We start from the raw sequence: 26,094 nt of genomic DNA, 5'->3' as shown, positions 1-26,094 counted from the left end.
GCCCCGATCCTCTCGGATCGGGGCTCACTGCGCTCAGGCCGCATTCTTCCGCGGCCGGCCGCGCGGGCGCTTGCGCGCGATCACGACGCCCTGCTCGAAGATCTGGCCGCCCCACACGCCCCAGGGCTCGCCGCGCTCGAGGGCGGCGGCCAGGCAGGCACGCTGGAGGGGGCAGGTCTCGCAGAGGGTCTTGGCCCGCTCGAGGTCCGACGGGGCCTCGGCGAACCAGAGGTCGGGATCCCCGGCCCGGCAGGGCACGCGGCTCTCGATACTGGTCGTCCTGGTGATACTGATCGAATCGATGGTGCGGACGACTGGTCGTTCGTCCATGATGGTCGGCACTTCTGGTCACCATTCCACCTGTGGTTCAGGTGGCCTCGGTAGCGGCGCCCGGTCAGGCGCACGGAATGTTTCTTCCGGGTGGGTGCGCGAACCGTGTGGCGGTCCTCGATCCCCGACAGGGCGGGGGTGACGAGAAACCGCGAATCCACGGGTTCCGCGCTGCTGCGGGTCCCGTGGTGAATGTGAAGAGGTGGGTCTTGAGACCTAACCTCGTCGCGAAAGACACACGGGGCGCGTGAGCGGTTCGTGATCGACGGCGTACGTCGCCCGCTCCTGGCGCAGTCGCCACAAACGTGGCGACATGCCGGGCAGGGCGTGGGAGGCCTCGATACGAACCGCTACTGCAGCGAACACTCCACCCTCTGCTGCGGTGAACTGCTTGCTTGCGTTGATGATTGCGTTGTTCATTTCGTTTGCCTCCTTTCGCGCGCTGGTCAATCACGTTCCGGCGGCGAGGCAGTACCTCGCGCGTCATCCCGTGCGGTCGTGTTCCACAGTATGCGCACGAAACTATTCGCACAAGTTATTTTTGACCTGCGCGTTTCCGGTTTCCGCGCAGCTAGTGTGCGGACTATCGAAATGATTTAGGGTAGCCTTTGTTCTGAGCTGCTCCATCACGACGAGAGGACCCCCGATGACGGACCGCCCCGATGACGCCGGCGAGCTGACCGAGGATCGCGCCCGCGCCGTCCTCGCGAGCGAGGGCCACGCCACCCGCGAGATCCAGGCGCTCACCCTGGCGGTCCTCGCCGTCACCGAGGCAGCCGGCCCGTTCGTCCGGATCCGGGGCGCGCTGCGCGGCACCGTCGTCCACTCGGACTGGACGCTGCCCAATCTCGCGGTGCGGCTGACCGTACCCGCGCTCGACGGCGGCGAGCCGGCGTCGCGCATCTACACGGTCCGCACCTTCGACCCGGCCACCGAGACGATCGAGCTCGACGTTCTGCGGCACGGCCACGACTCCCCCATGATGCGGTGGATCGAGGCGGTCCGGCCCGGCGACGTGGTGCCGCTCGTCGGGCCGCGGCCGCATTTCGTCCCCGACCACGAGTCCGGGCGTCCCGCCCTGCTCCTCGCCGACGACTCCGCCGTCGCGGCGCTGTACTCCATCTTTCGCCAGTGGCCCGACGGTGCCCACGGCATCGCATACGTGCGCACCGCGGACCAAGAGGTGATCGACGAGATCGACGCACCCGCGGGCGTCGAGGTGATCCGCATCGGCGGCCCGCTGCTCGACGCGGCGCGGGAGGCACCGTCGGGCAGCACTCTGTGGGCGGCCGGCGAGAGGACGGAGATGCGCGCCATCCGCGACCACTTCCGGGGCGAGCGTGGGTTGCCGCGCGGCGAGGTGCGGCCTTACGGCTATTGGCAAGCCGCCACGGATTCGACGGCGGTGGACAAGCGGCGGCTCGCGCACTTCGGCGTGCTCATGGAGCGCGGCGAGTCCTTCGCCGAGGTCGACGACCTCGACATCTGAACCCGCCCGACGGGCCGGACGCCGCCGCGCGTCAGGCGTGTTCAGAGACGAGCGCGAGTACCTCGTCGCCGTACTTGTCGATCTTCGTCGACCCGATGCCGTTGATCCGCACCAGCTGCGCGCGCGTGCGCGGTAGGTGCTCGGCGATCGCGAACAGGGTGGCATTGGAGAAGATCGTGTACGGCGGGACCTGCTGGTCGCGAGCCTGCCCGGTGCGCCAGATCTTCAGCGCCTCCACCAGCGCGTCGTTGAGGTCGGACGGGCAGTCCTCGCAGCGCGAGCGGAGCTTCTCCTCGCGGGTGTCGAGGATGCCGCCGCACACGCGACAGACGTCCGAGGTGCGTCGCTTGCCCTTGCTCGGCCCGGACTCGGTGCGCGGCCGGCCCGCGTCGGCCTGGCCGGCGACGACGTCGAGAAAGCGGGTGCGCTTGCGGGTCTTGCGCCCGCCCTCGTTGCGGGCCAGCGCCCACGACAGGTGCAGGTGCTCCCGGGCGCGGGTGACGCCGACGTAGAGCAAGCGGCGCTCCTCCTCGATCGGCTCGGGATCGCCCTTCGCGATGGCCTGCGAGATCGGCACCGAACCCTCGGTGAGGCCGACGAGGAAGACCGCGTCCCACTCCAGGCCCTTCGCCGCGTGCAGCGACGAGAGCGTGACCCCTTGCATCGTGGGCGGGTGCTTGGCCTCGGCGCGGGCACGGAGTTCACCGATCAGCTCGGCCAGCGTGAGGCCCGGCCGCTCCTTCGCGAGGTCGGCCGTCAGCTCGACGAGCGCGCCGAGCGCCTGCCAGCGCTCGAGGGCGCGCGCACCGTCGGGCGGCTCCGGGGTGAGACCCAGCGGCTCGAGCGCGCCCTTCACCAGGGCGAGCAGTTCCTCGCCCGCGACGCCACCGAACTGGCTCGCGCGTTCCATGAGCGCGCGCACGGCCTGGCCGATCTCGGGCCGCTCGAAGAAGGCGCTGCCGCCGCGCACCTGGTACGGGACGCCCGCCTCGGTGAGCGCGGCCTCGTGGACGGCCGAGTGGGCGTTGATGCGGTAGAGGATGGCGATCTCGCTGGCGGGGACGCCGCGGGCGAGCAGCTCGCGGATCCGCTTCGCGACGAGCTTCGCCTCGGCGGGCTCGTCGTCGACCTCGGCGTAGATCGGGGCGGGCCCCTCGGGGCGCTGGCCGATCAGTTCGAGGCGGGTGCCGGCGACGCGGCCCTGCGCCGCGCCGATCACCTTGTTGGCGAGCGCCACGACCTGCGGGGTGGAGCGGTAGTCGCGCTGCAGCCGGACGATGGTGGCGTCCTCGAAGCGGCGGGTGAAGTCGAGCAGGTAGTTCGGGGTGGCGCCGGTGAAGGAGTAGATGGTCTGGTTCGCGTCCCCCACTACGGTGAGGTCGTCCCGCTCGCCGAGCCAGGCGTTGAGCAGCTGCTGCTGCAGCGGCGTGACGTCCTGGTACTCGTCGACGACGAAACTGCGGTAGCGGTCGCGGAACTCCTCGGCGATGAGCTGGTTGTCCTCGAGGATGGCGGCCGTGACCAGGATCAGGTCGTCGAAGTCGAGTAGCCGGTTGCCGTCCTGATCGGTCTTGCGCCGCTCGTACGCCGCGTAGACGTCGGCTACGGTGCCCGGCGCCATGGGGGCGGTGCGGCCCGCGTCCTCGACCGCCTTCGCGTACGTCTCGGGCGTGACGAGGGAGGCCTTCGCCCAGTCGATCTCGCTGAGCAGGTCGCGGATCGTGTCGGTCTCGGGCCGCAGATCGCAGTCGCGGGCGGCGCGGCCGATCACCGGGAACTTGTTGTCGAGCAGCTCCCAGCGGGTGTCACCGATCGCACGGGGCCAGAAATAACGCAGCTGCCGCATCGCGGCCGCGTGGAAGGTGACGGCCTGTACGCCCGGGTTCCCGTCGCCACCGCCGATGCCGAGCCCGCGCAGCCGCGCCCGCATCTCCCCCGCGGCCCGGGACGTGAAGGTGACGGCGAGGACCTGACCTGCGGCGACATGCCCCGTAGACACCTGGTGCGCGATGCGGTGGGTGATGGTGCGGGTCTTGCCCGTGCCCGCGCCCGCCAGCACGCACACCGGTCCACGCGGCGCGAGAACCGCCTCCTGCTGTTCCGGGTCCAGTGCTTCGATCACACCGTCGAGTATTCCAGCCGGGTCCGACAGGTCGGGGCCGGGGAAGAAGTGCGGGCGCGGCGTGGTTGAGTCAAGGCATGAGCCAGCTGACGATGTACACCACCACGTGGTGCGGTTACTGCAACCGCCTCAAGACGGGCCTCAAGGCCAACGGGATCGAGTGGACCGAGATCAACATCGAGGAGGATCCCGCGGCCGCCCAGTTCGTGGAGGGCGTCAACGGCGGCAACCAGACGGTGCCCACCGTGAAGTACGAGGACGGTTCCACCGCGACCAACCCGTCCCTCGCCGACGTCAAGCGCAAGCTGTGCGTCTGACCCTCCGGCCGACTTTTCTCGTTCCGTGCTCACGCAGCCGCGAGCACGGCCCGTCGCGCGCCGATCCGCGCGACGTAGGCCCGCGTGAACAGCGCCGGCAGGGCGAAGCCCAGCGCCTGGACCGCGATCCGCACCGGCTCCGGCTCGCTCAGCGCAACGCTCGCCGCGCCCAGCAGCGCGGTCGTCGCGAAAGACACCGCCCAGACAGCGGTGAGCACTGTGTTGACGTGCAGAAACATCGGATGCCGCGCGGTCTCCTCGTCGACGGACCGGCGTGCGACGGCCAGGGTGAACGGGCGGCCCGTGGCCAGCCCGATCCCGGCGACCACAGCGAGCCACGCCGACGAGAGCGCACCGTCGTAGGCCTCGAGGGGCGAATGCGGCGCGACGAAAGCGAGCGCCGCGAGTGCGACGAAGTAGGCGGCGCCGCCGAACTCGAGCGCGCCCGCCTCCCGCCCGGCGCGCCGGTCCTGCGCCAGCAGCGCGACGGCGGCCCCCAGCGCGGCCACGGCGCCCCACCACCAACCGAGGGTGAACGAGGCGATCGCCAGGACGATCCAGGGGAGGAATCCGCGTAGGTAGTTCATGGGAGGAACGCTACGAGCGCGGAGGCCGGACGGCCTCGGCCCGCGGGTGGAGATCCGGGTGGAGACCACCCGTCGGGAAATCAGCGGATTCTCGCTTCGCGATCCCCTGAGAGCATCGCCGATCGGAGATCGGCCGATTTCACTACAGCGCGGCGAGCACCACCGGGATGAAGGGGTCGCTGTTCAGTGCGCTATTGCTGACACGCACCGCGACCTCGGTATGAGGGGCGAACTCGACGGAGAGCTGCGCGCCCACGACCTACTGCTCCGCCCAGGCCTCGGTGATCGCGCGGGCGATGGAGATGGAGTTGGGCAGCAGCAGGGGCGCGTCGGGGGCGTCGGTGCTCCAGTCGCCGACGGCCAGCGCGTCGCGGACCTCCCTGCGGCTGAACCACCGCGCCTCGGCGATCTCGCCGTCGCGGAAGTCGAGCGCCGCGTCGCGGGAGGCTCGGGCGGTGAAGCCGAGCATCAGCGAGCGCGGGAAGGGCCAGGGCTGGCTGGCGACGTAGGTGATCTCGTCGACCTCGATGCCCGCTTCCTCGTGCAGCTCCCGCGCGACGCACTGTTCCAGCGATTCGCCCGGCTCGACGAACCCGGCGAACAGCGAGAACAGCCGCTCCGGCCACTGGTGCTGGCGGCCGAGCAGAACGTGATCGCCGCCGTCGTGCACCAGGGTGATCATCGCGCCGTCGGTGCGGGGGAACTCCTCGCGGCCGTCGGCGGTGGCGCGCACCCAGCCGGCCTTGCCGGGGCGCGTCGGCGCACCGTCGACGGGCGAGAACCCCGCGGTGGCGTGCCAATTGAGGATGCCGAGGGCCTGCGCGAGCAGTGCCGAGTCGACCGCGGAGAGCAGGTGTCCGCGCATGCGCAGATCGGCGCCGTCGAAGACGTCGACGCGCAGCGCGAAGACGACCGCCCCGTCGACCCGGCCGAGCAGCACCGCATCGGCCGGGCGCGACGGCGCGACCTCGTGGCCGCGGGCGAAGACGAGGGCGGTGTCGTCGAGGTCGAAGCGCCCGCGCGGGTCGATGCGCAGCACCTTCGCGGTCGCCCACGCCGAGTCGAGCGCGGTCTCGTCGGCGCGCAGTTCGTCGGCGCGGTCGACGTGATAGCGCGAGAGGAGCGGGGGCACGGTCAGACTGAGCTTCGCCACGCTCATCATCGTAGGCTGACCGCATGATCGAACCGTTCGTGGACGCCGCATGGGTGCGGACCAACCCCGGCGTGGTCCTGGCCGACACCCGCTGCTACCTCGATGGGCGCTCCACCCGCGAGGCCTACGACGCCGGACACCTGCCGGGCGCGGTGTTCGTCGACCTCGACGGCTACCTCGCCGCGCCCGCGTCGTCCGCCGAGGGCCGGCACCCGTTGCCCACCCCGGAGGCCTTCGCCGCGGGGCTCTCCGCGGCGGGCATCGGCGACGGCGCGACGGTGGTCGCCTACGACGACGCTGGCGGCGTCATGGCCGCGCGCCTCGTGTGGCTGCTGCGCGCGCTCGGCGAGTCCGCCGCGCTGCTCGACGGTCCGCTCGGCCCCCTCGACGACACAGGCACCGTCGAGCCCGCGCCCGCGCACTTCACGCCGCGACCGTGGCCCGCGGACCGTCTAGCGTCGATCGATGAGGCGGCCGGCGGCACGGTCCCCGTGATCGACGCCCGCCCCGCGGACCGGTTCCGCGGCGAGAACGAGTCCGTCGACCCGCGCGCGGGCCACATCCCCGGCGCGGTCAGCGTGCCGTGCCGGGAGAACGTGTCCGACGGTGCGCTGCTGCCCCGCGCGACCCTCCGTGCGCGGTTCGAGGAGGCCGGCCTGCGGCCGGGCGAGGACTTCATCGCCTACTGCGGCTCCGGCGTCACGGCGTGCCACGACCTGCTCACCTCGGAGCACGCGGGCTTCCCCGGCGGCCGGCTCTACCCGGGCTCGTGGTCGCAGTACGCGGCCACCGAGCGGCCCGCCGCGACCGGCGACTGACGCGCTACACCGCCTTGAGCGTGCCGCCGTCGGCGATCACGTCGGCGCCGGTGAGGTTCGCCGCGCGCGGCGAGGCGAGATAGGTGATCAGGGCGGCGGTCTCCTCCGGCTCGCTGAGCCTGCCCAGCGCGATGGACATCGCGTCGGGCACGCCGGCGAGGAAGTCGTCGAGGGGGACGCCCGCCTGCCCGGCGAGGTGCGCCGCGTAGCCCTGCGGATCGCCCCAGTTGGCGGTACGCGTCGGTCCGGGCGAGACCGTCAGGGAGCGAAGCCCGACGGAGCCGAACTCCTCCGCAAGTGCCTTGCTCAGATTCGTGAGAGCCGCCTTCGCCGCGCCGTAGTCGACCGGCTGGTACGGGGCGCGGGCGCCGATCGACGAGACGTTGATGATCACGCCCCGGCGGTCCAGCAAGGACGGCAGCAGAGCGCGGGTGACGCGCACGGTGGCGAACAGGTTCAGCTCGAACGTGCCGAGCCAGGCCGCGTCGTCGATCCCGAGGAAACCCTCCGCGAGCATGCTGGCCGGGAGCACTGCGCCGACGTTGTTGACCAGGATGTCGACGGGGCCGACGTCCTCCGCCAGACCGGCCGCGGCAGACGGGTCGGTGAGGTCGCGTGCCAGGAAGGTCACGCCCGGCACCGGTTCGGGGACAGTGCGGGCGACGCCGTGGACCGTCGCACCCTCCTGCGCGAGGAGCCGCGCGGTCTCGAGCCCGATCCCCTTGCTGGCGCCAGTCACCACCGCAGTCTTGCCCGTGAGCTGCAGGTCCATGATTCGTCCTTCGTGTCGTCGGTTCGGATCGGGCGGATTCAGGGCGCGTCGGGGGCGAGCCCGCGGAGAGCGGTGTCCGCGAGCGCAGCGAGGCGAGCTTCGGACGGGTCGATCCGGGCGAGCACCCGGATCCCGTTGAGTGCCGCGACGAGGAAGCCCGCGGTCGCCGCCGCGTCGACGCCGGCCGCGATCTCACCCGTGCGCCGGCCGGCTTCGATCGCGTCGGCGAACGCCGCGGTCTGCTCATCCAGGACGCGCTGCAGGAGCGCGCGCACGGCGTCGTCGTCCCGCGCGCGTTCGATCGCGGCGTTCGTGACGAGGCATCCGCGGTGCTCTGCATCGCGCAGCGAGAGCGCGACCACGTGGTCGATGACGGCGCGCAGCCGGGGCAGGACCGGGCCCTGCGCCGCGAGGATCTCGACGACCTGCCGCGATTCCTCACGGGCGTAGTGGTCGAGGGCGCGCAGGTACAGCTCCTGCTTACTACCGAAGGAGTTGTAGAGGCTGCTGCGGCCGATCCCCATCGCAGCCTCGAGGGTCGCGGGCGTCGCGCCCGCGTACCCCTGCCGCCAGAAAACCTGCATCGCAGCGTCGGTCGCGGCATCCGGGTCGAACGTCATCGGGCGGGGCATGCGCTCACCGTAGCAGTTATGTACCTCTAGATCTAAAATCGTCGGTGTCTGCGCTTGCGGGCGGGGCCCGCGTCATCGAACCGATCCGCGGCTAGCCGGAAGCCTTCACATCGGCGTTGCGGACGAACAGCAGCCGGTCGCCGGCCTCGACGACCGCGACCGCAGGTGAGTCGACGCGGTACAGGTTGCCCTTGCGGACCACGCCCAACACGATGTTCGGCAGGTGCCGCGGCGAGCGGCCCACCTCGACGCGGGTCACCTCGCGCTCGGCGATGTTGAAGCCGTCGCCGGGCGAGAGGAGATCCTCGATCATCTCCACCACCGACGGGGTGGTAGTCGCCATGCCGAGCAGGCGGCCTGCCGTCTCCGAGGAGACGACCACCGAGTCGGCGCCGGACTGGCGCAGCAGATGGGTGTTCTCGGACTCGCGGATCGAGGCGACGATCTTGGCGCGCGGCGCGAGCTCGCGGGCGGTCAGCGTGACCATCACCGCGGCGTCGTCGCGGTTGGCGCCGATGATGATCGACGCGGCGCGCGGGGCGCCGGCGAGCCGGAGCACGTCGGCCTTCGTGGCATCGCCGCGGACAGTGACCAGCCCGTCGATCTCGGCGACCTCGAGTGCGGCCTGGTCGGTGTCGACGACGACGATCTTGCTGGGCTCAATGCCGTCGTTGATCATCGCGCTGACCGCTGTGCGGCCCTTCGTGCCGTAGCCCACGACGATCGTGTGGTTGTGCACCGCTGACCTCCAACGTTGGATCTTGAATGCCTGGCGGGACCGCTCCGTGAGCACCTGGAGCGTGGTTCCGACCAAGACGATGAGGAAGAGAATGCGCAGCGGGGTGATCAGCAGGACGTTGATCAGGCGCGCGGATTGGGTGACCGGGGTGATGTCGCCGTAGCCCGTGGTCGAAAGGGAGACGGTGGCGTAGTAGAGGCAGTCGAGGAAGGTCAGCGTCGTCTTGCCCTCGAGCCCCGCTTCGATCGCGGAGTCCCGGTAGCCGTCGCGCTCGACGTAGACGATGAACACCGCCAGGAAGAGCGCTCCCAGCGCGACCAGGACCCGGGCGCCGATGGCGCGCCACGGGTTGGTGGAGTCCCCCGCGGGGATGCGCAGGACGCTGACCAGCGCGTGGTCGGGGAGATCCGTCAGTTCGGATTTGCTCCGTCTGCGGAACGTGGTGCGTGCGGACATACCTACCTGGACGATTCCTCGCGAGAATTGCTGGTCGTTACCCGTCCGGTCTAGCACGTCCGGCGGAGCCGACGAGCAATCTGCCACAATCTGCAGATGCTGTCCACACACGGTCCCGCCCGTCGCACCGACAAGCTCGCCCGCGGCATGGCCCTGTCCCTCGCCGGGATGGGCGCCCTGCACTTCGTCGCGCCGAAGCCCTTCGATTCAATCGTGCCGCCGAATCTTCCGCTGGGCCTGACGCCCCGGCGCGCGACACAGCTCTCGGGCGTCGCGGAGCTGACCACCGCCGCGCTGCTGGCCGCGCCGAAGACCCGCCGGCTGGGCGGCGTCGCCGCGGCCACGCTGTTCGCCGCGGTCTTTCCCGCCAACGTGCACATGGCGCAGCAGTGGTCGGACAAGCCGCTGCCGCTGAAGCTCGGTGCCTACGCCCGCCTGCCGCTGCAGCTGCCGATGATCGTCTCGGCCGTGAAGATCGCGCGCGACAAGGGCGCCGCCGCCTAGCTCTCCCCCGCGACGCCCCGGTCCTCGCCGGCGCTCGTGATCAGGTCCGCGAGGCCCTGGTGCTCGATCAGGTCAGACGGTGCCACCGTCTCCCCGGAGCGCACGTAGAAGAAGGCCGCACGCACGTCGTCAACGGGCACGTCCCGCAGCCGGGCCCACGCCAGCCGGTACGCGGCGAGTTGCACCGCGGCGGCGCGTTCGTCGGCGGGCTCGGTGGGCCGCACGCCCGTCTTCCAATCGACGACGGTGAATCCGCCGCCCGGGTCGCGGAAGACGGCGTCCATCCGGCCGCGGACGACGGTGCCCGCGGCGGCGATCTCGAAGGGCACCTCGATGTCGACCGGGGTGCGCGCCGCCCACTCGCTCTCCTCGAACCGCCGCTGCAGCAGCGCGAGGTTCTCGTCGGCGCCGGCGTCGCCGTCGGCCGCGCCGGGCAGCTCGTCGAGGTCGAGCAGCCGTGACGCCCCGTACCGGCGCTCGAGCCAGGCGTGGAAGGCGGTGCCGCGCCGCGCGTACGGGTTCGGCTTGAACGGCACGGGCCTGCGCAGGCGACTCGCGAACGTCGCCGGGCTGCGCCGCAGCTCCACCAGCTGGCTCACCGAGACCTCGCGGGGAACGGCGACTTCCAGCTCCAACTGCGCCTGCCGGGCGCGCTCGGCGAGGAGGGCGGTGACCTCGGCGGCCCAGCCGTACGGGTCGGCCTCGTCCGGATCGGGCTCGTCGGCGCCGCGGCCGAGCTCGGCGAGCACCAGTTCCGCGCCGGCGTCCACGTCGGCGCGGTGGGCGCCGAGGAAGTCACGCGGCCAGGCCAGCCGGATCGGCTCGGTCTCCAGTGGGTTGGGCGCGTCCTCGAGGGGCTCGGCGGCCCACCCGGTGACGGCCTCAGGCGCGTGGTCGCGCGCCGCGACCAGGAAGCGCGACGGTGCCTTCGGCGTCTTCACGTCCTCGCTCCAGTAGTGCCCGGAAAGCAGGAGCACCGACTGGGTGCGCGTGACCGCGACGTAGAACAGGCGCTCGTCCTCATGCATGTTCATGCCCTTGAGCGCCTTGCGGTGCGCATCCAGGGCGTCCTCGAGGTCCTTGCGGTTGTTGCAGCCGTCCAGGTCGAGCCGAGGCACGCCGTCACCGGCGCCGGGAGCGGAGCGAGCGGGCCCATCGTCAACGGAGCCGCCCGGTTCGGCGAGATCGCCGCGTAGGTCCGGCTGCAGCTCGGCGGGCGTCGACAGCCAGGTGGGCAGCGCCCGGTTCGACGGGAAGATGCCCTCCGACAGGTGCGGCACGGCCACCACGTCCCATTCGAGGCCCTTGGCGGAGTGCACCGTGAGCACCTGCACCCGGTCGGTGGCGACCTCCACGTCGCCCGGAGTAAGGCCGCCCTCGACCTTCTCCGCGGCGGCGAGGAAGGCGAGGAGCCCGGGCAGGGTCGCGGTGGGCCGCTCGGCGTAGGAGACGACCACGTCGGCGAAGGCGTCGAGGTGCTCTCGGCCGGTGGCGCGGCCGCCCAGCTGCCGGGACGCGCGGATGCGGGTCTCGATGCTCACGCCCAGCACCCGCTCGGCCTCGGCCACGACCTCGGGCAGCGGGTGCCCGAGGCGTTCGCGGACGTGCCGCACCTCGCGGTCCAGCGAGCGGATCTTCGCCAGGCCCGCGGCCGAATAGTCGGCGTCCGGCCCCGGATCGGCGATCGCGTCGCCGAGGCCCGCAGCGTCCAGGCTCTCCGAGGGCAGCGCGGCGTCGAGGGCAGCGTCCAGCTGCTCGGGGGTGGCGACGGCGCCCGCGGCCGCCCGACCGGTGGTGTGCGCGATCCGGCGCGCGCGGTTCCACAGGGCCCGCAGGTCGGCGGCGCCGAGCTGCCACCGCGGGCCGGTCAGCAGCCGCATCGCGGCGGTGCCGGCGAGCGGTTCGACGGCAAGCCGCAGCAGCGCGACCACGTCCTGCACCTCGGGCGTGCTCAGCAGCCCGCCGAGGCCCACGACCTCGACGGGCACGCCGCGCTCGCCGAGAGCGGCGGCGATACCCGCGGAGTCGGCGTTGCGGCGCACGAGCACGGCCACCGTCGGCGGCTCCTGCCCCGCCTCGATGCGGCCGCGCCACTGCTCGGCGATCGCGTCGGCGGCCCAGTCGCGCTCGTCGATGACGGTGGAGTGCAGGGAGATCCGCAGGTCGCCCTCCGGCGCGTCCGGCCGCGCCTTGAGCTCGGAGACGGGGACGCCGCGGCTGCGCAGGTCCTCGGAGACGGCGTTGGCGAGGTCCAGCGCGCCCGTCGGATTGCGCCAGCTGGTGAGCAGCTCGCGGCGCGGGGCGGGGCTGCCGTCGGCCTGCGGGAAGTCCGTGGCAAAGCGCGGCAGGTTCGCCGCCGACGCGCCGCGCCAGCCGTAGATCGACTGGATCGGATCGCCCACGGCGGTCACGGCGGCGGCGCCCGACGGTCCGCCGAACAGGGACGCCAGCAGCATGCGCTGCGCGTGCCCGGTGTCCTGGTACTCGTCGAGCAGGACGGCGCCGAACCGTGCCCGTTCGAGGCCCGCGACGTCGGGATTGGCGAGCGCGAGCTGCGCGGCGAGCCCCATCTGGCTGCCGAAGTCGAGTACCTCGCGGGCCCGCATCTCCGCGGCGACGGCCCGCACCAGCGGGATCAGCCTGCGCCGCTGCTCCTGCACCTCGGCGGCCTTGAGCAGCGCCGCGTTCGGCGCGGCCCGCTGCCGCGGCCCGGGCGGCAGCAGCCCGATCAGGCGCTCCAGCTCGTCGTCGTCGGCCTCCAGCTGATCGGGCGTGACGAGGTGGTCGGCGAGCGCGCCGGACAACCCGAGCACCCACTCCGTGAGGTTCGCCGGATTCCGGTCCAGCTCCAGCGCCTCGTCCCACCCGGTGACCACGTCGTACGCGATCTGCCACCGCTCGGTCTCGGAGACGAGGCGCACTGACGGCTCGACCGGCAGCAGCATGCCGTAATCGCCGAGTAGTCGCCCCGCGTAGGCGTGGTAGGTGCCGATCTCGGGCTCGACGGTGCGCAGTGACGCCCGCAACTCCCCCGACGGGTCGATCCGGTCGACGACGGGCGCCCCGGCGAGGCGAGCGAGGCGCTTGCGCACGCGGATCATCAGCTGCTGCGCGGCCTTCCGGGTGAAGGTGAGGCCGAGGACTTGGTCGGGCGTGACGTAGCGGTTGGCGATGAGCCACACCACGCGCCCGGCCATCGTCTCCGTCTTGCCCGCGCCCGCCCCGGCGACGACCAGGCACGGCCCGAGGGGCGCCTCGATGACGGCGCGCTGCTCCTCGGTCGGCGCGAAGGCCTGGCCCAGCTCGTGCGCCAGGTCGACCGCCGAGATCAGCGGCGCGTGCGGGAATACCTCAGTCATCGACGACGCTCCTCCCCTTGTCCACGACCGGACAGCACGACGCCACCGCGCAGTACTGGCACGACGCGTTCAGGGTGGCGGGGAACTCCGGCCCCCGGGTGCGGCGCGCGGCCTCGCGGATCACGCCGAGCCATTCGTCCACGTCGGCCGGGGTGAGCGCGTCCTGCTCGCGGACGGTGGCGCCGGTCTTGTTGTGCGCCTTCGCGACGTACACCAGCTTGCCGCCACCCGGGGTCTCCGGGACGCCGCCGATCCCGCCGTGCGCGAGGGCCACCTGGTACGTGCGCAGCTGCGCCTGGGCCTGCCCCTCCGCCTGCGTGGGGAGGGTGCGACCGGTCTTGACGTCCACCACGACGGCCCTCCCGAGAGGGTCGCGTTCCAGCCGGTCGATCCGGCCGCGGATCCGCACGTCAGGATCGTCCCCCGAACCCTCGATCACTGCGTCGACGCCGATCTCCACGCCGGCCTCGGTGAGCTCGCCGCGGCTGCCCGCGAGCCAGGATCGGAAGGACTCCAGCATCTCCTCGGTGCGCGCCAGCTCCCGCTGCGCGAACCAGTCGGCCTCCAGATCCACGCGGTCCCAGACCTTCTCCAGCGAGCGGGTCACCTCGTCCTTGGGGATGCGGCCCGCCACCGCCTGCACCAGGGTGTGCACCAGGTTGCCCGTGGCCTGTTTCGCGGAGTCGCCGTCGCTGCCGCCGAAGCGCTCCAGCATCCAGCGCAGCGAGCACGCCGAGAGCGCCTCCACGTTCGACGGGGACAGCGCCACCGGCCCGTCCTCCGGCGACCACAGCGGATCGTCGGTGCTGGCGCCGGCCACGCCGTACCAGCTGTCCGGGTGCGCTCCGGGGACGCGGTCGGCCGCGAGCCGGGCGAGCTGCCGCGCCGCGTGAGCGCGCTCCTCCGGTTCGCGCGCGGGATCGCAGGCGGCGGTGCGCAGCACGGCCACGAGGGTGCGCAGGTCCAGCGAGGCCGACGGGGAGCTCTCCACCGCCGGCGTATAGGTCTCGGGATCGTCGCCGCCCGACGGCGCGATGCCCTGCAGGAACCTCGAGGGCACCAGGTCGCCGTCGCCGTCCGCGGTGTCGACGGCGGTGATGAGCAGCGTGCGGCGGGCTCGCGAACAGGCGACGAGCAGCAGCCGCCGCTCCTCCGCGAGCAGCGGCAGCGACCGCGAGACCGTGGGCAGCGCCGCGGGATCCATCCCGTCGAGCGCGTCCAGCAGCTCGTCAGTGCCGAGCAGGCCGCCGCGGCGACGCAGGTTGGGCCAGCGCCCCTCCTGCACCCCGGCCACGGCGACGACCTCCCACTCGCGCCCGACGGTGCTGTGCGCCGACAGCAGCGTGACGCCGGGGACGGTGGCCTGCCCGCTGCGCCCCCGAGCGCGGTCGGACCGCGGGATCTGCAGCTGCTCCAGGTATTCGACGAAGGCGCTCACGGATGCGGTGGGCAGGGTGTCGGTGAAGTCGGCGGCGGAGTCGAACAGGCCCATCACCGCGTCGAGGTCGCGGTCGGCCTGCCCGCCGAGGGTGCCGCCGCGCAGGGCGAGCGCGCCCCACCGGGCCGCGAGGCCGGTGGCCGCCCACGCCGACCACAGCACCTCCTCGACCGTGCCGTGCTCGGCCGTGGCGCCGGCGGCCCGGACCGCGGCGAGCACTCGCTCCACGGGTTCCGCCTCGAGCTCGGTGAGCATGGCCTTGTACGGCGCGAACTCGGCCGCGCCGGTGAGCACCGCGGTGAGGATCTCGGCGGACCCGCGGTCCTCCGCCGGATCGGCGCGGCGCACCGCGCGCCGCACGCGGCGCACGGTGAGCGGGTCGCCGCCACCGACGGGGCCCGACAGCAGCGAGACAGCCTCCGCCGGATCGAGCCCCTGCGGCGCGACGGCCGCGCGCAGCACGAGGAGCAGCGCGTGCACGGCGCGCTGCCGGGCGAGCGGCACGTCGTCCGCGGGCACGGTGACCGGCACGCCGGCGTAGGCCAGCGCGCGGCGCAGAGGCGCGATCGAGGCGGAGACGGACCGCACGACGACGGCCATGTCCTCCCACGGGACGCCGCCCAGGACGTGCTCGCGGCGCAGCATCGCGGCGATCGCGTCGGCCTCTTTCGCGGCGGTGGAGAACAGCCGGACGGCGGCGGTACCGGGACGCGGCCGCTCGGGCGCGACCGCCCCGAAGCGGTGCGGCAGCCGCGCGGAGACGCGGTTCACGGCGCCCGCCACCTCCTCGCCGAAGCGGAAGCTCCGCTCGAGCAGGACTTCCCGCTCGGGCGTGACGTCGAGGTTCTGCAGGAAGCGGGTGCTGGCGCCGCGGAAGGAGTTGACCGCCTGATCGGGATCGCCCGCGATCACGGTGAGCTCCGTACCCGTGCCCAGCAGCCGGATCAGCGCCGATGCCAGCGGATCGAGGTTCTGTGCGTCATCGACCAGCAGGAACCGGATGCGCTCGCGCTGCTGGGCCAGCAGCGCATCGTCCGAGGCCAGCGCCGTGACGGCGGCGTCAATGAGCTCGGCCGCGTCCACCGCCGGGGCGACGGCCTGCGGGCCGGCGAGGCCGACGGAGCCGCGCAGCAGCGTGGTCTCCTGGTACTCGCGCAGCGCGTTCGCCGCCGCGAGCCACTCCCCGCGGTTGTACCGCCGCGCGAGGTCCTCGATCTCCTCCGGGCCGGCGCCGCGCTGCGCGGCCTGCGCGAACAGGTCGCGGAGCGCGCCCGCGAAGCCGTGGGTGACGAGCGCGGGCCGCAGCCGCTCCGGCCAGTGGGCACCGCCGTCCTCCACGTTGCCGCGCAGCAGCTCCCGCACCACCGCGTCCTGCTCCGAACCGGTGATGAGGCGCGGCGGCGGGCTGCCGGTGCTGGACGCCTGCAGCCGCAGCACCGCGAAGGCCAACGAGTGCACCGTGCGCACCAGCGGCTCGCCCGAGGCGTGCACGCCCTCGTTGCCCGCGAGCACCCGGGCGGAGAGCTCGCGCCGCAACGCGCCGGCGGCCCGCTTGTTGCCGGTGAGGAGCAGCACCGACTCCGGCTCGACGAACGGGTCGGTGAGCTTCGCCACCGCGATGTCGACCAACGCCGAGGTCTTGCCCGTGCCCGGCCCACCCCGGATCCGGTACGGCGCCCAGCCACCCACGTCCAGGGGCAGCTCGCCCGTGGCGGGCGAGGCGAGCGCGGCGATCGTGCCGCCCCATTCGCGGACGGCGGGCGGCTCCGGGGGCGTGTACTGCAGCCGCAGGCGCGGCCGGCGGTGCTTCCCCGCACCGTCGGTCCCTCGATTTCCGGTTCCGGCGTTCACGCGCGCACCCCCTCTCCGACCGCGTCCGTCGATCACATCACAGCCCACCGACAGCTTCGCGGGGGCACCGCACAGGGCATGATCGAGTGCATGCTCAACACCCACGTCTACGGCCCGGACGCGCCGGGCACGCCCACCGTGCTCGCGATCCACGGCGTCACCGGCCACGGTGCGCGCTGGCGGCGGTTCGCGGACGACGAGCTGCCGGGCGTGCGCGTGCTGGCCCCGGACCTGCGCGGCCACGCCCGCTCGACGTGGGCGCCTCCCTGGCATCTGGAGCAGCACGTTGCGGATCTGGCCGAGGTGGTCGAGCGGCACGGCGGCGGACCCGTCACAGTGATCGGCCACTCGCTCGGCGGCGCGCTCGCCTGCCGGCTGGCCGCCGCCCAGCCCGACCTGGTGCGCGCGCTCCTGCTGCTCGATCCCGCGCAGGAGCTCGACCCCGAGATGTGCGGCACCATCGCCGCGCAGACCATCGAATTCTTCGACTTCACTTCGCCCGAGGAGGCGAAGCAGGAGAAGCGGTCCGGAGCCTGGGCGCAGGTGCCCGAGCCGGTGATCGACGACGAGATCGCCGAGCACCTGGTGCGGCGCGACTCCGGCCGCTGGGAGTGGGACATCAGCTGCGCCGCGGTCGCGGCGCTGTGGGGCGAGCTGGCCCGCCCCGCCGTCGGCGCACCGTCGTCGATCCCGACGGTGCTGCTGCGCGCCGAGCGCGCCCACTTCGTCACCGACGCGCAGCTGGCGGCGATGCCAGGCGCCGTCGAGGTGATCGCGGTGCCGTCGGACCACATGGTGGCGCAGGAGATCCCGATGACTGTCGGCGAGTACGCGCGCCGCCTGATCGGATAGGCCGATGGCGAAGGTCACCGAGGAGCAGGTCGAGGCGGTGCGGGCGCTGATCGAGGCGATCCCGCCCGGCCGGGTGCGCACCTACGGCGACATCGCCGGGGAGCTGGACCTGAGCTCGCCGCGGATCGTCGGCTGGGTGATGCGCACCGACGCCTCCGACCTGCCGTGGCACCGGGTCGTACCGGCCAGCGGGCGGCCCGCGGCACACATCGCGACGCAGCAGCTGGAGCGCCTGCGCGCCGAAGGCGTGCTCGCCGACGGCGACCGGATCCCCCTGCGCGACTACCGCCTCTGAGCGAACCTCTCGACGAGCAGGTCGATCACCTCGGGCGCGGCCCCGAGCGGCGCGGCCACCCCGTCGGCGCCCGCCGCCGCGAGCCGGTCGTGGAACAGCCCCTCCGCCAGCTGGTACGCGGCGAGGAAGATCCGCCGCCCCGGGACCCGCGCGGCTGCGACCGCGTCCGCCACCGTCGGGCTGCCGGCGGCGAGGAAGCCCACCTCGACCACGCCACCCACGGCCTCGCCGAGGTACCCGGCCATCGTCCGCACATCCGCGCGGGCGTGCGGGTCCGACGAGCCGGTCGCGCCGAGGACCACGACATCGCCGGACCGCCACCCCGCCTCGCGGAGCCGGCGCAGCAGCGCCCCGACCAGCGCGCGGTCCGGGCCCAGCGCCGCGCTGACGGTGACGGCGGGATGCCCGCTCGCCGCGACGTGCCGGGGCACGTCGGTGCGCACGTGGTAGCCGACGGCAAGGAAGGCGGGTACCAGCACCGTCGGGCGTGCGGACTCGCGCAGCAGGTCCGACGGTGACGGGCCCCGCACGTCGACGAAGGCGACGTCGACCGGGCCGGTGCGCGCGCCGACGGCATCGGCGATCGCGTGGGCCGTGGCGATGCCGGACGCCGAACGGGTGCCGTGCGCGACGAGGATCCGCCGCTGCGCCGAGGCACCGGTCAGAGCAGCCACCGGCCGATCTCGACGATGTGCTCGAGGCCGGGCAGCGCCTCGGCCTCGGAGCGCGGGTGCACGGCGTGCACGGCGAGCCGGAAGATCAGGGCGCGCAGCACCATCTGCGGCCACTCGGGCAGGTCCGCCCACCGCATGAGGAGGCCGTCGTCGGCGCCGCCCCAGGAGAGCCCGTCGACGGCGACGACCGCCGCGGCCCACGTGGGCGGGCGCCAGTACGGCGTGAAGTCGGTGATGCCCGGCGCGGCGGCGCCCGCGAAGAGCACGGAGCTGGCGAGATCGCCGTGGACCAGCTGCGGCGCCTCCTGCACCGGCGTGCGCAGCGCGGCGAGCTCCATCACCAGCTCGACGGCGCGCTCCCGGTGCTCCACCGTCTCGTCCAGGGCGCCGAGCTTGCGCGCCATGGCAAGCGGCTTGTCCTCCCACGCGGCGCGATCGGCGAAGCCGAAGTAGTCGACGTCCGTGAACGGTGCCACGGTGGGCGAGGCGAGGAAGCGCGGCCGCTCGAGCTTGGCCGTCACCTCGTGCAGGCGGTTCGCCATGGAGATGATCTCGTCGAAGCGCGGCTCGGCCGAGCCGGCGATGAACGTATCGGCCCGCCAGCTCGAGACCACGTACCGGCCGTCGGTGGCGCGGAAGGGCCGGGCCAGGCGCATGCCCTCGACGTAGAGGTCCTCCCGTACCTGCGCCGACCACGCGGCGCGGGCGTGGTCGGCGATGAGCGAGAGCACCACTTCGCCGCAGCGCCAGCCGCCGTCCCACTCGGCGCCGAGTGCGATCGGCTCGGTCTCGTCCAGGCCGAAGGTGGACAGGACGTGCGCGGGAGGTTCGACGGGGCTCACCTCATGAAATCTACCCGCGCGCGGGCGATGGGGCCGCTAGGCGCGGCCAGGCTCGACCAGGAGGACGGGGATCACACGGTCCGTCTTCTCCTGGTACTCGGCGTAGGGCGGGTAGGCGGCGACGCCGCGCGCCCACCATTCGTCGCGCTCGGCGCCGTGGATCTCGCGCACCGGACCGGAGACCACGGTGGTGCCGTCCTGGACGTCGACTTCGTCGTTGGCGAGCAGCGATGCGTACCAGACGGGGTTGTCGGGCGCGCCGCCCTTCGACGCGAACGCGGCGTACGCGCCGTCGTGCTCGACCCGCATCAGCGGACGGCGATAGAGCTTGCCGGACTTGGGGCCGCGGTAAGTGAAGACCACCACTGCCATCCCCGCGACCGACACCGCATCGGTGGTCCCGGTCTCGTCGATCTTCGCCAGCTGGTCCGCGACCCAGCCGGCCTTCTCAGTTGCGTATTCACCTTCGAGGGCCATGCCCCCACCCTAGAACGAACTCCGGGACAATGGAGGGCGTGCCAGACTCCCGCCCCGTCGTGACCGTCTCCGTTCAGTTCCCCGACCTCACTGTCGCCGAGTTCGACGGTGTCCGCGCCCGCCTCACGGCGGGGCGCCCGGGCCGGATCGTGGTGCCGCACGAGGCGCACCGCTGGTACGCGGCGTCGTCGGATCCGGAGACCGTCCGCGCGCTGGTCTCGGCGCTGCGGGCCGCCGTCGAGGGCCGGAAGCTCTCCTTCGATGACGAGGAGGCCCTGGACGACCTGAGCCAGGAGTACGCGGACTGGCTCGAGGAGTCGGCGGACCGGGACGACGCCGAACCCGGCCCGGTCATGAGCTTCTCGGTGCACCTGCCAGCGCTGGACCGCGACGAGTTCGCCGCGCTCACGGAGTCGCTGCGCGGCGCGCACTCGCGGCGGATCGTGCTCGGCGAGCAGCGGGGCCTGAGCCATCACGAGCTCTCCGAGCGCGCCCGGATCGCTGCCCGCGTGCCGGGGATCCGCGCGGCGCTGCGGGGCGAGCCCGTCGGGAACGTCGACGTCCTGCCCCTAGTGGCGCTGCTCGACGACTACGCGGGCTGGCTCTCGGCCGCCGACGAGACGCGATAGGAGCCCCCTTCGCGATCGCAATGACACGCTTGGTCGACGACTTCGCTTGAAGCCCTTCGGGCGCCCCGCTCCGGCGCTACCGTGAGACCACCTCGAAGTTAAAGGCGGTTCTCATGTTTCCAGGAGCGTTCGCAGAGCTCTCCCCCGGCAAGCCCGCAGCGATCGACGCCGCCACCGGCGAGATCCTGAGCCACGCCCGCCTGAGCGAGGAGTCCACCCGGCTCGCGCACCACCTGCGCGCCCTGGGGCTGCGTCGCGGCGACACCGTCGCGATCGTGGCGGGGAACGATCTGCGCATTTTCTCGGCGTACGCGGCGGCCATCCGGAGCGGCCTGTACGTGACGGCGGTGAACGTCCACCTCACGCCCGGCGAGGTGAACTACATCCTCGCTGATTGCGAGGCCAAGGCCCTGTTCGCGGGCGCCGATGTGGCCGAGGCGGTCTCGGAGGCGCTGCAGCTCGCCGCCCTCGCCGGGCCGGGGCACGCGATCGCGTGGGGCGGCCCGATCGCGGGCTTCGCCGACTACGACGCGGTGCTCGCGGCGGCCGATTCCGCCCCGCTCACCGATCAGCCCCGCGGCACCGACATGCTCTACTCGTCCGGCACCACGGGCCGCCCCAAGGGCATCCGGATCCCGCTGCCGGAGGGACAGGTGGACGCCACTCCCGACGCGTACACCGCGATCTTCGCGCCGATGTACGGCATGGATGCCGACACGGTGTACCTCTCCCCCGCGCCGCTGTACCACGCTGCGCCGCTGCGCTTCTGCGGCGTGACCATGTCCGTGGGCGGCACCGTGATCATGATGCACCGCTTCGATCCGGAGGAGGCACTGGCGCTGATCGCGAAGTACCGCGTGACCCACAGCCAGTGGGTGCCGACGATGTTCGTGCGGATGCTCAAGCTGCCCGAGGAGACGCGGGCACACTACGACACGAGCAGCCTCAAGGTCGCGATCCACGCCGCGGCGCCGTGCCCCGCCGAGGTGAAGCAGTCGATGCTCGCCTGGTGGGGGCCGGTGATCCACGAGTACTACGCCTCGACCGAGGCGGCCGGCGCCACCTTCATCAGCCCACAGGAGGCACTGGAGCGCCCCGGGTCCGTGGGGCGCGCCGGGCTGGGCATCGCCCGGATCTGCGGGGAAGATGGCGCCGTCCTCCCCACGGGTGAGGTGGGCACCATCTACTTCGAGCGCGAGCAGATGCCCTTCGCCTACCACAACGCGCCTGAGAAGACCCGCGCCGCAAAGCATCCGGAGCACGAGAACTGGGCCACCACCGGAGATGTCGGGTACCTCGACGAGGACGGCTACCTGTACCTCACCGACCGCAAGGACTTCATGATCATCACCGGCGGGGTGAACGTCTACCCGCAGGAGTCGGAGAGCGCGCTGATCATGCACCCCGCCGTCGCCGATGTCGCGGTGATCGGTGTGCCGGACGACGAGCTCGGCGAGACCGCGCTCGCCTGCGTGCAGTTGGCGCCCGGCACGGCACCGTCGGACGCGCTGGCGCAGGAACTGATCGACTACGCGGGCCGGGAACTGGCCCGCTACAAGCTCCCCCGCGCCGTGCGCTTCGTCGACTCCCTGCCCCGCACCCCCACCGGGAAGCTGGTCAAGCGCCTGATCGAGGTGTGATCAGTACACGGGCAGCGACGGATCGACCTGCTTCGCGTAGGCGGTGATGCCACCCTGCAGGTGCACGGCGTCGCGGTAACCCGCGCCCTGCACGGCGGCGAGCACCTCCGCGGAGCGGATCCCGGTCTTGCAGTACAGGACCAGCTTCTTGTCGCCGGAGACCTGGGCGAGCCCCTCGCCGGTCTCGAAGGAGCCCTTGGGTACCAGCTTCGCGCCGTCGAGGTGCACGATCTCCCATTCGACGGGCTCGCGGACGTCCACCAGCTCGTAATCGACGCCGGCGGAACCCATCCCGACGAGTTCCTTCGGCGTGATGGTGCTGCCGGCGGCGGCGCGCTCGGCCTCATCGGAGACCAAGCCGCAGAACTCGTCGTAGTCGATGAGCCCGGTGATGCGCGGGGCGGCGGGGTCCTTGCGGATCGACAGGGTGCGGTAGCTCATCTCGAGGGCGTCGTAGACCATGAGCTGGCCGAGCAAGGACTCGCCGATACCGGTGATCAGCTTGACCGCCTCGGTGCCCATGATCGCGCCGATCGAGGCGCACAGGATGCCGAGCACGCCACCCTCGGCGCACGAGGGCACCATGCCGGGCGGCGGCGCCACGGGATACAGGTCGCGGTAGTTCAGGCCCTGCTTCTCGCCGTTCGGCCCGTCGGGCGCGTCCTCCCAGAAGACGGAGGCCTGGCCCTCGAACCGGAAGATCGAGCCCCACACGTAGGGCTTGTGCGCCAGCACCGCGGCATCGTTGACGAGGTAGCGGGTGGCGAAGTTGTCGGTTCCGTCGAGGATCAGGTCGTACTGCTCGAAGAGCTCGACCGCGTTGTCAGGCTCCAGCCGGATCGGATGCAGGTTGACGGTGACCAGCGGGTTGATCTCCGCGATGGAAGCGCGCGCGCTCTCGCCCTTCGGCCGGCCGAGGTCGGAGACGCCGTGGATCACCTGGCGCTGCAGGTTGGACTCGTCGACCTCGTCGAACTCGACGATCCCGATGGTGCCGACGCCCGCGGCGGCGAGATACAGCAGCGCGGGGCTGCCGAGCCCGCCGGCGCCGATGAACAGCACCTTCGCGTTCTTGAGGCGTTTCTGCCCCGTGACCCCCATCTCGGGGATGATGAGGTGCCGCGAGTAGCGCGCGACCTCATCGCGGGTCAGTTCGGCGGCGGGTTCCACAAGCGGGGGCAGGGTACTCACCTCCTGCTCAACGACGGTGCGCCCGCCACCATTCCCGAGGGTCCGCGGCCCGGTCGGGTAGTCGCCGTCAGGCGGGAGGGGCCGTTACTTGAGGACGGGTGCGACCCAGGAGTTGGGCCGGCAGGCGAGGTCGTTGCCGAAGCCCTCGGACTTGTCGAGGTCGAAGATGTCGCGGTTCTTCACGCCGAAGGACTGCTGCATCATGATCGGCGCCAGCGCTCCCTGCGCGGGGCACGGGACGTGCTGCGGGTAGCCGATGGCGTGACCGACCTCGTGGTTGATCGCGTACTGCCGGTAGCCGGTGAGGTCACCCTCGAAGGCGGTAGCGCCGCGCACCCAGCGGGCCAGGTTGAGGACGACGCGCCCCAGCTCGCCGTTGTAGCAGGACGACTCCAGCTGGATGGTGTAGCCGCAGGCCGATCGGGTGGTCATCGGCGAGGTCAACGAAATGGTGAAGGTGGGCGTGCCCTTGTCGATCCGCTGGAAGGCGACGGCGGGGTCATGGATCCAGCTGCGGGGGTCCGCAAGGGTGCGGTCGATCATCGTGGCGAAGGGCTGGTCGCCGCCGAGCGCGCCCATGTCGACGCCGTCCTCGACGGCGATCATGTAGGTGAAGAGCTGCTGCTTGCCCTCGTCCTGTTTGCCGATCCGGGGCGTGGCGCCGGGGACGACGTGCCAGATGCCCTGGCCCTTCTCCGTGAAAGGCCCACCCTCGGGCAGCACGCCGGCCTGGGGCACGGGGCCCGGCACCGTCTTCGACGGTGCGCCGACGATGGTCTTACCGGGCGTCGGGTTGCGGGAGAGCTGCCCCTCGGGCGAGGTCTCGGCGGTGTTCTTCGTACGGAAGGTGTCGCCGCCGAAGGTCAGGACCAGGGCGACCACGGTGAGCACTGCGAGAACCGGGACCGCATAGGCGCGCCAGCCGTAGGTGCGCAGCAGCCGGCCGAGACGGCCCTGCTTCGCGTAGACCCGCTCGCGCGGCGGGCGATTGCGGTGATCGCCCGAGGTGGCGGCGGAGGAGTTGATCGGGTCCCATTCGGCCCGCAGCGGCGCACGCCCGTCCGGACGGGGACGCCTCGGGTTCGAAGGACTACTCACGTCGTCAAGAATTCCACGATCGGGGCGGTCGGAGTGGAACCGACACGCGCCGGACGCCGTCAGCCGGGCGTTCGGGCCGGAGGAGCGTCCCGTCGCTCGACGGCGGCGATGAGGTCGGCGACGATCCGTGCGGTCTCGGCGGGCTTCTCCATCTGCGCCACGTGACCCACGTCCTCGAACACGGTCAGCGTGCTGCCCCGGATGTGGCGCACCACCTTCGGCGCGACCCCGACGCTCACGAGCAAGTCCCGCGCGCCCCAGACCACCGCGGTGGGCACCGATACCGACCGGGCCGCCGCCCAGTGCGTCGCGCCGAAATCGACGATCCAGCTGCGGACCAGCGCGTTGAAGCTCGCCGCGAGCGCGTCGGGGGCCCAGGTCATCGACGCGCGCGCCGCGGCCTGGTCAACGGCCTGCTGCCGCCGCACCGGCCCCATCACCCGCGGATCGACGAGGATCTCCCGGAAGGTCTGATCCACCTGCCGCTCCGGGTAGGCGCTAGCGATGAGCCGGAATCCCGCGGGACCGACCCCGGGGAGCCGCACCAGCGAGAGCGGGAGGAACTGCAGCCGCCGCACCCGCGGCCGCAGGTCCGGGAACGCCGGGGAGATCAGCGCCAGCGATCGCAGCAGGTCGGGCCGGAGCATCGCGACCCGCACCGCGATCGCGCCGCCGAGCGAGTTGCCGAGCAGGTGCACTCCCCTGCCGCGCACCGCCACGAGCGTCTCCAGGTAGGCGATGACGGTCTGCGCGAACTCCTCGATGGAGTAGTCGCCGTCGGCGGGTGGGTCCGAGAGGCCGAAGCCGGGCAGATCCAGTGCGTAGGAGGCGGCCACCGGGGCCAGCACCTGTCCCAGGTCCGTCCAGTTGATCGACGAGCCGCCGAGGCCGTGGATCATCACCGCCGTGGGCCGCGGATCCAGCTGCGCGGTGATCGCCGCCCGCGCGTCGACGTGCCGGGCGAACACCCGTCGCCCGCGGAGGGTGAGGAATTCCCCGGGCCAGACTTCACTGGTCCGATTCACCGCTGCGAGTACCGACACACCGGGCAGCTTGCCAGAGCAAGCGGGGGTCAGCTCGACGGTCGGGAGTATTGTCGACGGGTCAGGGCCGCGCACGGCTCTGGGAAACGATGAGGTGGAGCACATGGCGGACCTGGGCGCGACGACCGCGGCGGGCGATACCCGCGGCGGGACGAATCCAGCGCCGCGCCGCACGGCCCGCCTACCGCGGAGCGCACGGCGCATCCAGCTGTTGGAGGCCGCGAGCAGCGTCTTCGTCGACCTCGGGTACCACTCCGCCGGCATGGACGAGATCGCGGTGCGGGCCGGCGTCAGCAAGCCGGTGCTCTACCAGCACTTCCCCGGCAAGCTCGAGCTCTACATCGCGGTCCTGGCCGCGCACAGCGAGGCACTGGTCACCGGCGTCCGCGAGGCGCTGATCAGCTCCACCGACAACCACGAGCGCGTGATCGGCGCGGTCCGGTCCTTCTTCGACTTCGTCGACCGCGACAGCATGGGCTACAAGCTGATCTTCGAGTCCGACGTGCTCGAGCCCGTCGTGCAGGAGCGGGTCGAGGGCGCGGTGGACGCGTGCATCGACGCCGTCTACGACCTGGTCTCCGAGGACTCGGGCCTCGACCCGTACCGCGCGCGGATGCTCGCCGTGGGGCTCGTGGGCGCCAGCCAGGTCAGCGCTCGGTACTGGCTCTACGCCGACCGCCCCATCCCCAAGGAGGAGGCGGTGGCCACCACCGTCGAACTCCTGTGGGGCGGGCTCAGCCACGTCCCGCTGCAGGCGCAGCGACGCTCCCCGTAGCGCGGCGTCCC

General features: G+C 72.4%; 24 protein-coding genes. 9 read left to right on the top strand and 15 right to left on the bottom strand.

The annotated features are described in order from the left end of the window. Window positions 1-33: 33 nt before the first annotated feature. Window positions 34-330, bottom strand: a complete 297-nt coding sequence (locus tag HNP44_RS17075) for a WhiB family transcriptional regulator (RefSeq protein WP_224647934.1) — start codon at window positions 328-330, stop codon at window positions 34-36. A 646-nt stretch (window positions 331-976) separates the two neighbouring features. Between HNP44_RS17075 and HNP44_RS17070 the strand changes: the two genes are divergently transcribed. Continuing rightward, window positions 977-1,819 carry a siderophore-interacting protein gene (locus HNP44_RS17070; protein ID WP_259142453.1) on the top strand — a complete coding sequence of 281 codons (843 nt, stop codon included), beginning with the start codon at window positions 977-979 and terminating at the stop codon, window positions 1,817-1,819. 31 nt (window positions 1,820-1,850) lie between these two features. Here HNP44_RS17070 and HNP44_RS17065 read toward each other — a convergent pair whose 3' ends face one another. Continuing rightward, the gene (locus HNP44_RS17065; RefSeq protein ID WP_259142452.1) at window positions 1,851-3,941 is read right to left on the bottom strand and encodes an ATP-dependent DNA helicase UvrD2; all 2,091 of its coding nucleotides are present in this window, start codon (window positions 3,939-3,941) and stop codon (window positions 1,851-1,853) included. 77 nt (window positions 3,942-4,018) lie between these two features. On the opposite strand from HNP44_RS17065, the gene HNP44_RS17060 reads away from it, so the two are divergent. After that, window positions 4,019-4,258, top strand: coding sequence for a mycoredoxin (locus HNP44_RS17060; protein WP_259142451.1), 240 nt, complete (start codon window positions 4,019-4,021; stop codon window positions 4,256-4,258). A 29-nt stretch (window positions 4,259-4,287) separates the two neighbouring features. Here the strand turns inward: HNP44_RS17060 and HNP44_RS17055 are convergent, their stop codons facing one another. Further along, window positions 4,288-4,845 (bottom strand): hypothetical protein, encoded by a 558-nt coding sequence (locus HNP44_RS17055; RefSeq protein ID WP_259142450.1) that lies wholly within the window; start codon window positions 4,843-4,845, stop codon window positions 4,288-4,290. Window positions 4,846-5,104: 259 nt separating this feature from the next. Further along, window positions 5,105-5,998: an NAD(+) diphosphatase gene (gene nudC / locus HNP44_RS17050; protein WP_374758798.1), complete on the bottom strand. Its 894-nt coding sequence runs from the start codon at window positions 5,996-5,998 to the stop codon at window positions 5,105-5,107. Between the two features lie 23 nt (window positions 5,999-6,021). Here nudC and HNP44_RS17045 point away from each other — a divergent pair, with 23 nt between their 5' ends. Continuing rightward, a complete protein-coding gene (locus tag HNP44_RS17045; RefSeq protein ID WP_259142448.1) occupies window positions 6,022-6,816 on the top strand; it encodes a sulfurtransferase in 795 nt (264 codons plus the stop codon). 4 nt (window positions 6,817-6,820) lie between these two features. On the opposite strand, the gene HNP44_RS17040 is transcribed toward HNP44_RS17045, so the two are convergent. The 3 genes from HNP44_RS17040 to HNP44_RS17030 form a co-directional block, all read right to left on the bottom strand. Further along, window positions 6,821-7,588: an SDR family oxidoreductase gene (locus tag HNP44_RS17040; RefSeq protein WP_259142447.1), complete on the bottom strand. Its 768-nt coding sequence runs from the start codon at window positions 7,586-7,588 to the stop codon at window positions 6,821-6,823. 38 nt (window positions 7,589-7,626) lie between these two features. Next, window positions 7,627-8,220 carry a TetR/AcrR family transcriptional regulator gene (locus HNP44_RS17035; protein WP_259142446.1) on the bottom strand — a complete coding sequence of 198 codons (594 nt, stop codon included), beginning with the start codon at window positions 8,218-8,220 and terminating at the stop codon, window positions 7,627-7,629. A gap of 91 nt (window positions 8,221-8,311) precedes the next feature. Beyond that, on the bottom strand, window positions 8,312-9,415 hold the full coding sequence (locus tag HNP44_RS17030; RefSeq protein ID WP_259142445.1) for a potassium channel family protein: 1,104 nt from the start codon (window positions 9,413-9,415) through the stop codon (window positions 8,312-8,314). Window positions 9,416-9,511: 96 nt separating this feature from the next. Here HNP44_RS17030 and HNP44_RS17025 point away from each other — a divergent pair, with 96 nt between their 5' ends. Beyond that, complete coding sequence (locus tag HNP44_RS17025) at window positions 9,512-9,919, top strand: DoxX family protein (protein WP_259142444.1); 408 nt, start codon at window positions 9,512-9,514, stop codon at window positions 9,917-9,919. Here HNP44_RS17025 and HNP44_RS17020 read toward each other — a convergent pair. Both HNP44_RS17020 and HNP44_RS17015 read right to left on the bottom strand, forming a co-directional pair. After that, window positions 9,916-13,278, bottom strand: coding sequence for an ATP-dependent DNA helicase (locus HNP44_RS17020; RefSeq protein ID WP_259142443.1), 3,363 nt, complete (start codon window positions 13,276-13,278; stop codon window positions 9,916-9,918). The two genes, HNP44_RS17025 and HNP44_RS17020, sit on opposite strands and share 4 nt — an antisense overlap. Then, window positions 13,271-16,567: an ATP-dependent helicase gene (locus HNP44_RS17015; protein WP_259142442.1), complete on the bottom strand. Its 3,297-nt coding sequence runs from the start codon at window positions 16,565-16,567 to the stop codon at window positions 13,271-13,273. Before HNP44_RS17015 ends, HNP44_RS17020 begins: the two co-directional genes overlap by 8 nt. A gap of 90 nt (window positions 16,568-16,657) precedes the next feature. On the opposite strand from HNP44_RS17015, the gene HNP44_RS17010 reads away from it, so the two are divergent. Further along, window positions 16,658-17,419 carry an alpha/beta hydrolase gene (locus HNP44_RS17010; RefSeq protein ID WP_259142441.1) on the top strand — a complete coding sequence of 254 codons (762 nt, stop codon included), beginning with the start codon at window positions 16,658-16,660 and terminating at the stop codon, window positions 17,417-17,419. Between the two features lie 4 nt (window positions 17,420-17,423). Next, entirely contained in the window at window positions 17,424-17,714 is a 291-nt protein-coding gene (locus HNP44_RS17005; RefSeq protein WP_259142440.1) for an MGMT family protein, read from the top strand. On the opposite strand, the gene HNP44_RS17000 is transcribed toward HNP44_RS17005, so the two are convergent. The 3 genes from HNP44_RS17000 to HNP44_RS16990 are packed head-to-tail and all read right to left on the bottom strand — an operon-like array spanning window position 17,702 to window position 19,707. Beyond that, window positions 17,702-18,388 carry a sirohydrochlorin chelatase gene (locus tag HNP44_RS17000; protein ID WP_259142439.1) on the bottom strand — a complete coding sequence of 229 codons (687 nt, stop codon included), beginning with the start codon at window positions 18,386-18,388 and terminating at the stop codon, window positions 17,702-17,704. The genes HNP44_RS17005 and HNP44_RS17000 overlap by 13 nt on opposite strands. Continuing rightward, window positions 18,376-19,230, bottom strand: a complete 855-nt coding sequence (locus HNP44_RS16995; protein ID WP_259142437.1) for a TIGR02569 family protein — start codon at window positions 19,228-19,230, stop codon at window positions 18,376-18,378. The genes HNP44_RS17000 and HNP44_RS16995 overlap by 13 nt, the downstream gene beginning before the upstream one ends. Before the next feature lie 36 nt (window positions 19,231-19,266). Then, window positions 19,267-19,707 (bottom strand): nitroreductase family deazaflavin-dependent oxidoreductase, encoded by a 441-nt coding sequence (locus HNP44_RS16990; RefSeq protein ID WP_259142435.1) that lies wholly within the window; start codon window positions 19,705-19,707, stop codon window positions 19,267-19,269. Between the two features lie 38 nt (window positions 19,708-19,745). Between HNP44_RS16990 and HNP44_RS16985 the strand changes: the two genes are divergently transcribed. Both HNP44_RS16985 and HNP44_RS16980 read left to right on the top strand, forming a co-directional pair. Then, entirely contained in the window at window positions 19,746-20,336 is a 591-nt protein-coding gene (locus tag HNP44_RS16985) for a hypothetical protein (protein WP_259142434.1), read from the top strand. A 113-nt stretch (window positions 20,337-20,449) separates the two neighbouring features. After that, window positions 20,450-21,976, top strand: a complete 1,527-nt coding sequence (locus tag HNP44_RS16980) for an acyl-CoA synthetase (RefSeq protein WP_259142433.1) — start codon at window positions 20,450-20,452, stop codon at window positions 21,974-21,976. Here HNP44_RS16980 and moeZ read toward each other — a convergent pair whose 3' ends face one another. The 3 genes from moeZ to HNP44_RS16965 form a co-directional block, all read right to left on the bottom strand. Continuing rightward, the gene (moeZ, locus tag HNP44_RS16975) at window positions 21,977-23,167 is read right to left on the bottom strand and encodes an adenylyltransferase/sulfurtransferase MoeZ (RefSeq protein ID WP_259142431.1); all 1,191 of its coding nucleotides are present in this window, start codon (window positions 23,165-23,167) and stop codon (window positions 21,977-21,979) included. An 84-nt stretch (window positions 23,168-23,251) separates the two neighbouring features. Then, window positions 23,252-24,265 carry a DUF3152 domain-containing protein gene (locus tag HNP44_RS16970; RefSeq protein WP_259142430.1) on the bottom strand — a complete coding sequence of 338 codons (1,014 nt, stop codon included), beginning with the start codon at window positions 24,263-24,265 and terminating at the stop codon, window positions 23,252-23,254. Between the two features lie 59 nt (window positions 24,266-24,324). Beyond that, window positions 24,325-25,308 carry an alpha/beta fold hydrolase gene (locus HNP44_RS16965; protein WP_259142428.1) on the bottom strand — a complete coding sequence of 328 codons (984 nt, stop codon included), beginning with the start codon at window positions 25,306-25,308 and terminating at the stop codon, window positions 24,325-24,327. Window positions 25,309-25,411: 103 nt separating this feature from the next. Here HNP44_RS16965 and HNP44_RS16960 point away from each other — a divergent pair, with 103 nt between their 5' ends. Then, a complete protein-coding gene (locus HNP44_RS16960; RefSeq protein ID WP_259142426.1) occupies window positions 25,412-26,083 on the top strand; it encodes a TetR/AcrR family transcriptional regulator in 672 nt (223 codons plus the stop codon). Window positions 26,084-26,094: the final 11 nt, after the last annotated feature.

This window comes from Tsukamurella ocularis, from assembly GCF_024807615.1.
GTDB classification, from domain to species: Bacteria; Actinomycetota; Actinomycetes; order Mycobacteriales; family Mycobacteriaceae; genus Tsukamurella; species Tsukamurella ocularis.
The sequence above is the reverse complement of the archived record's forward strand: the minus strand, read 5'-3'. Positions and strand labels throughout refer to the sequence as shown.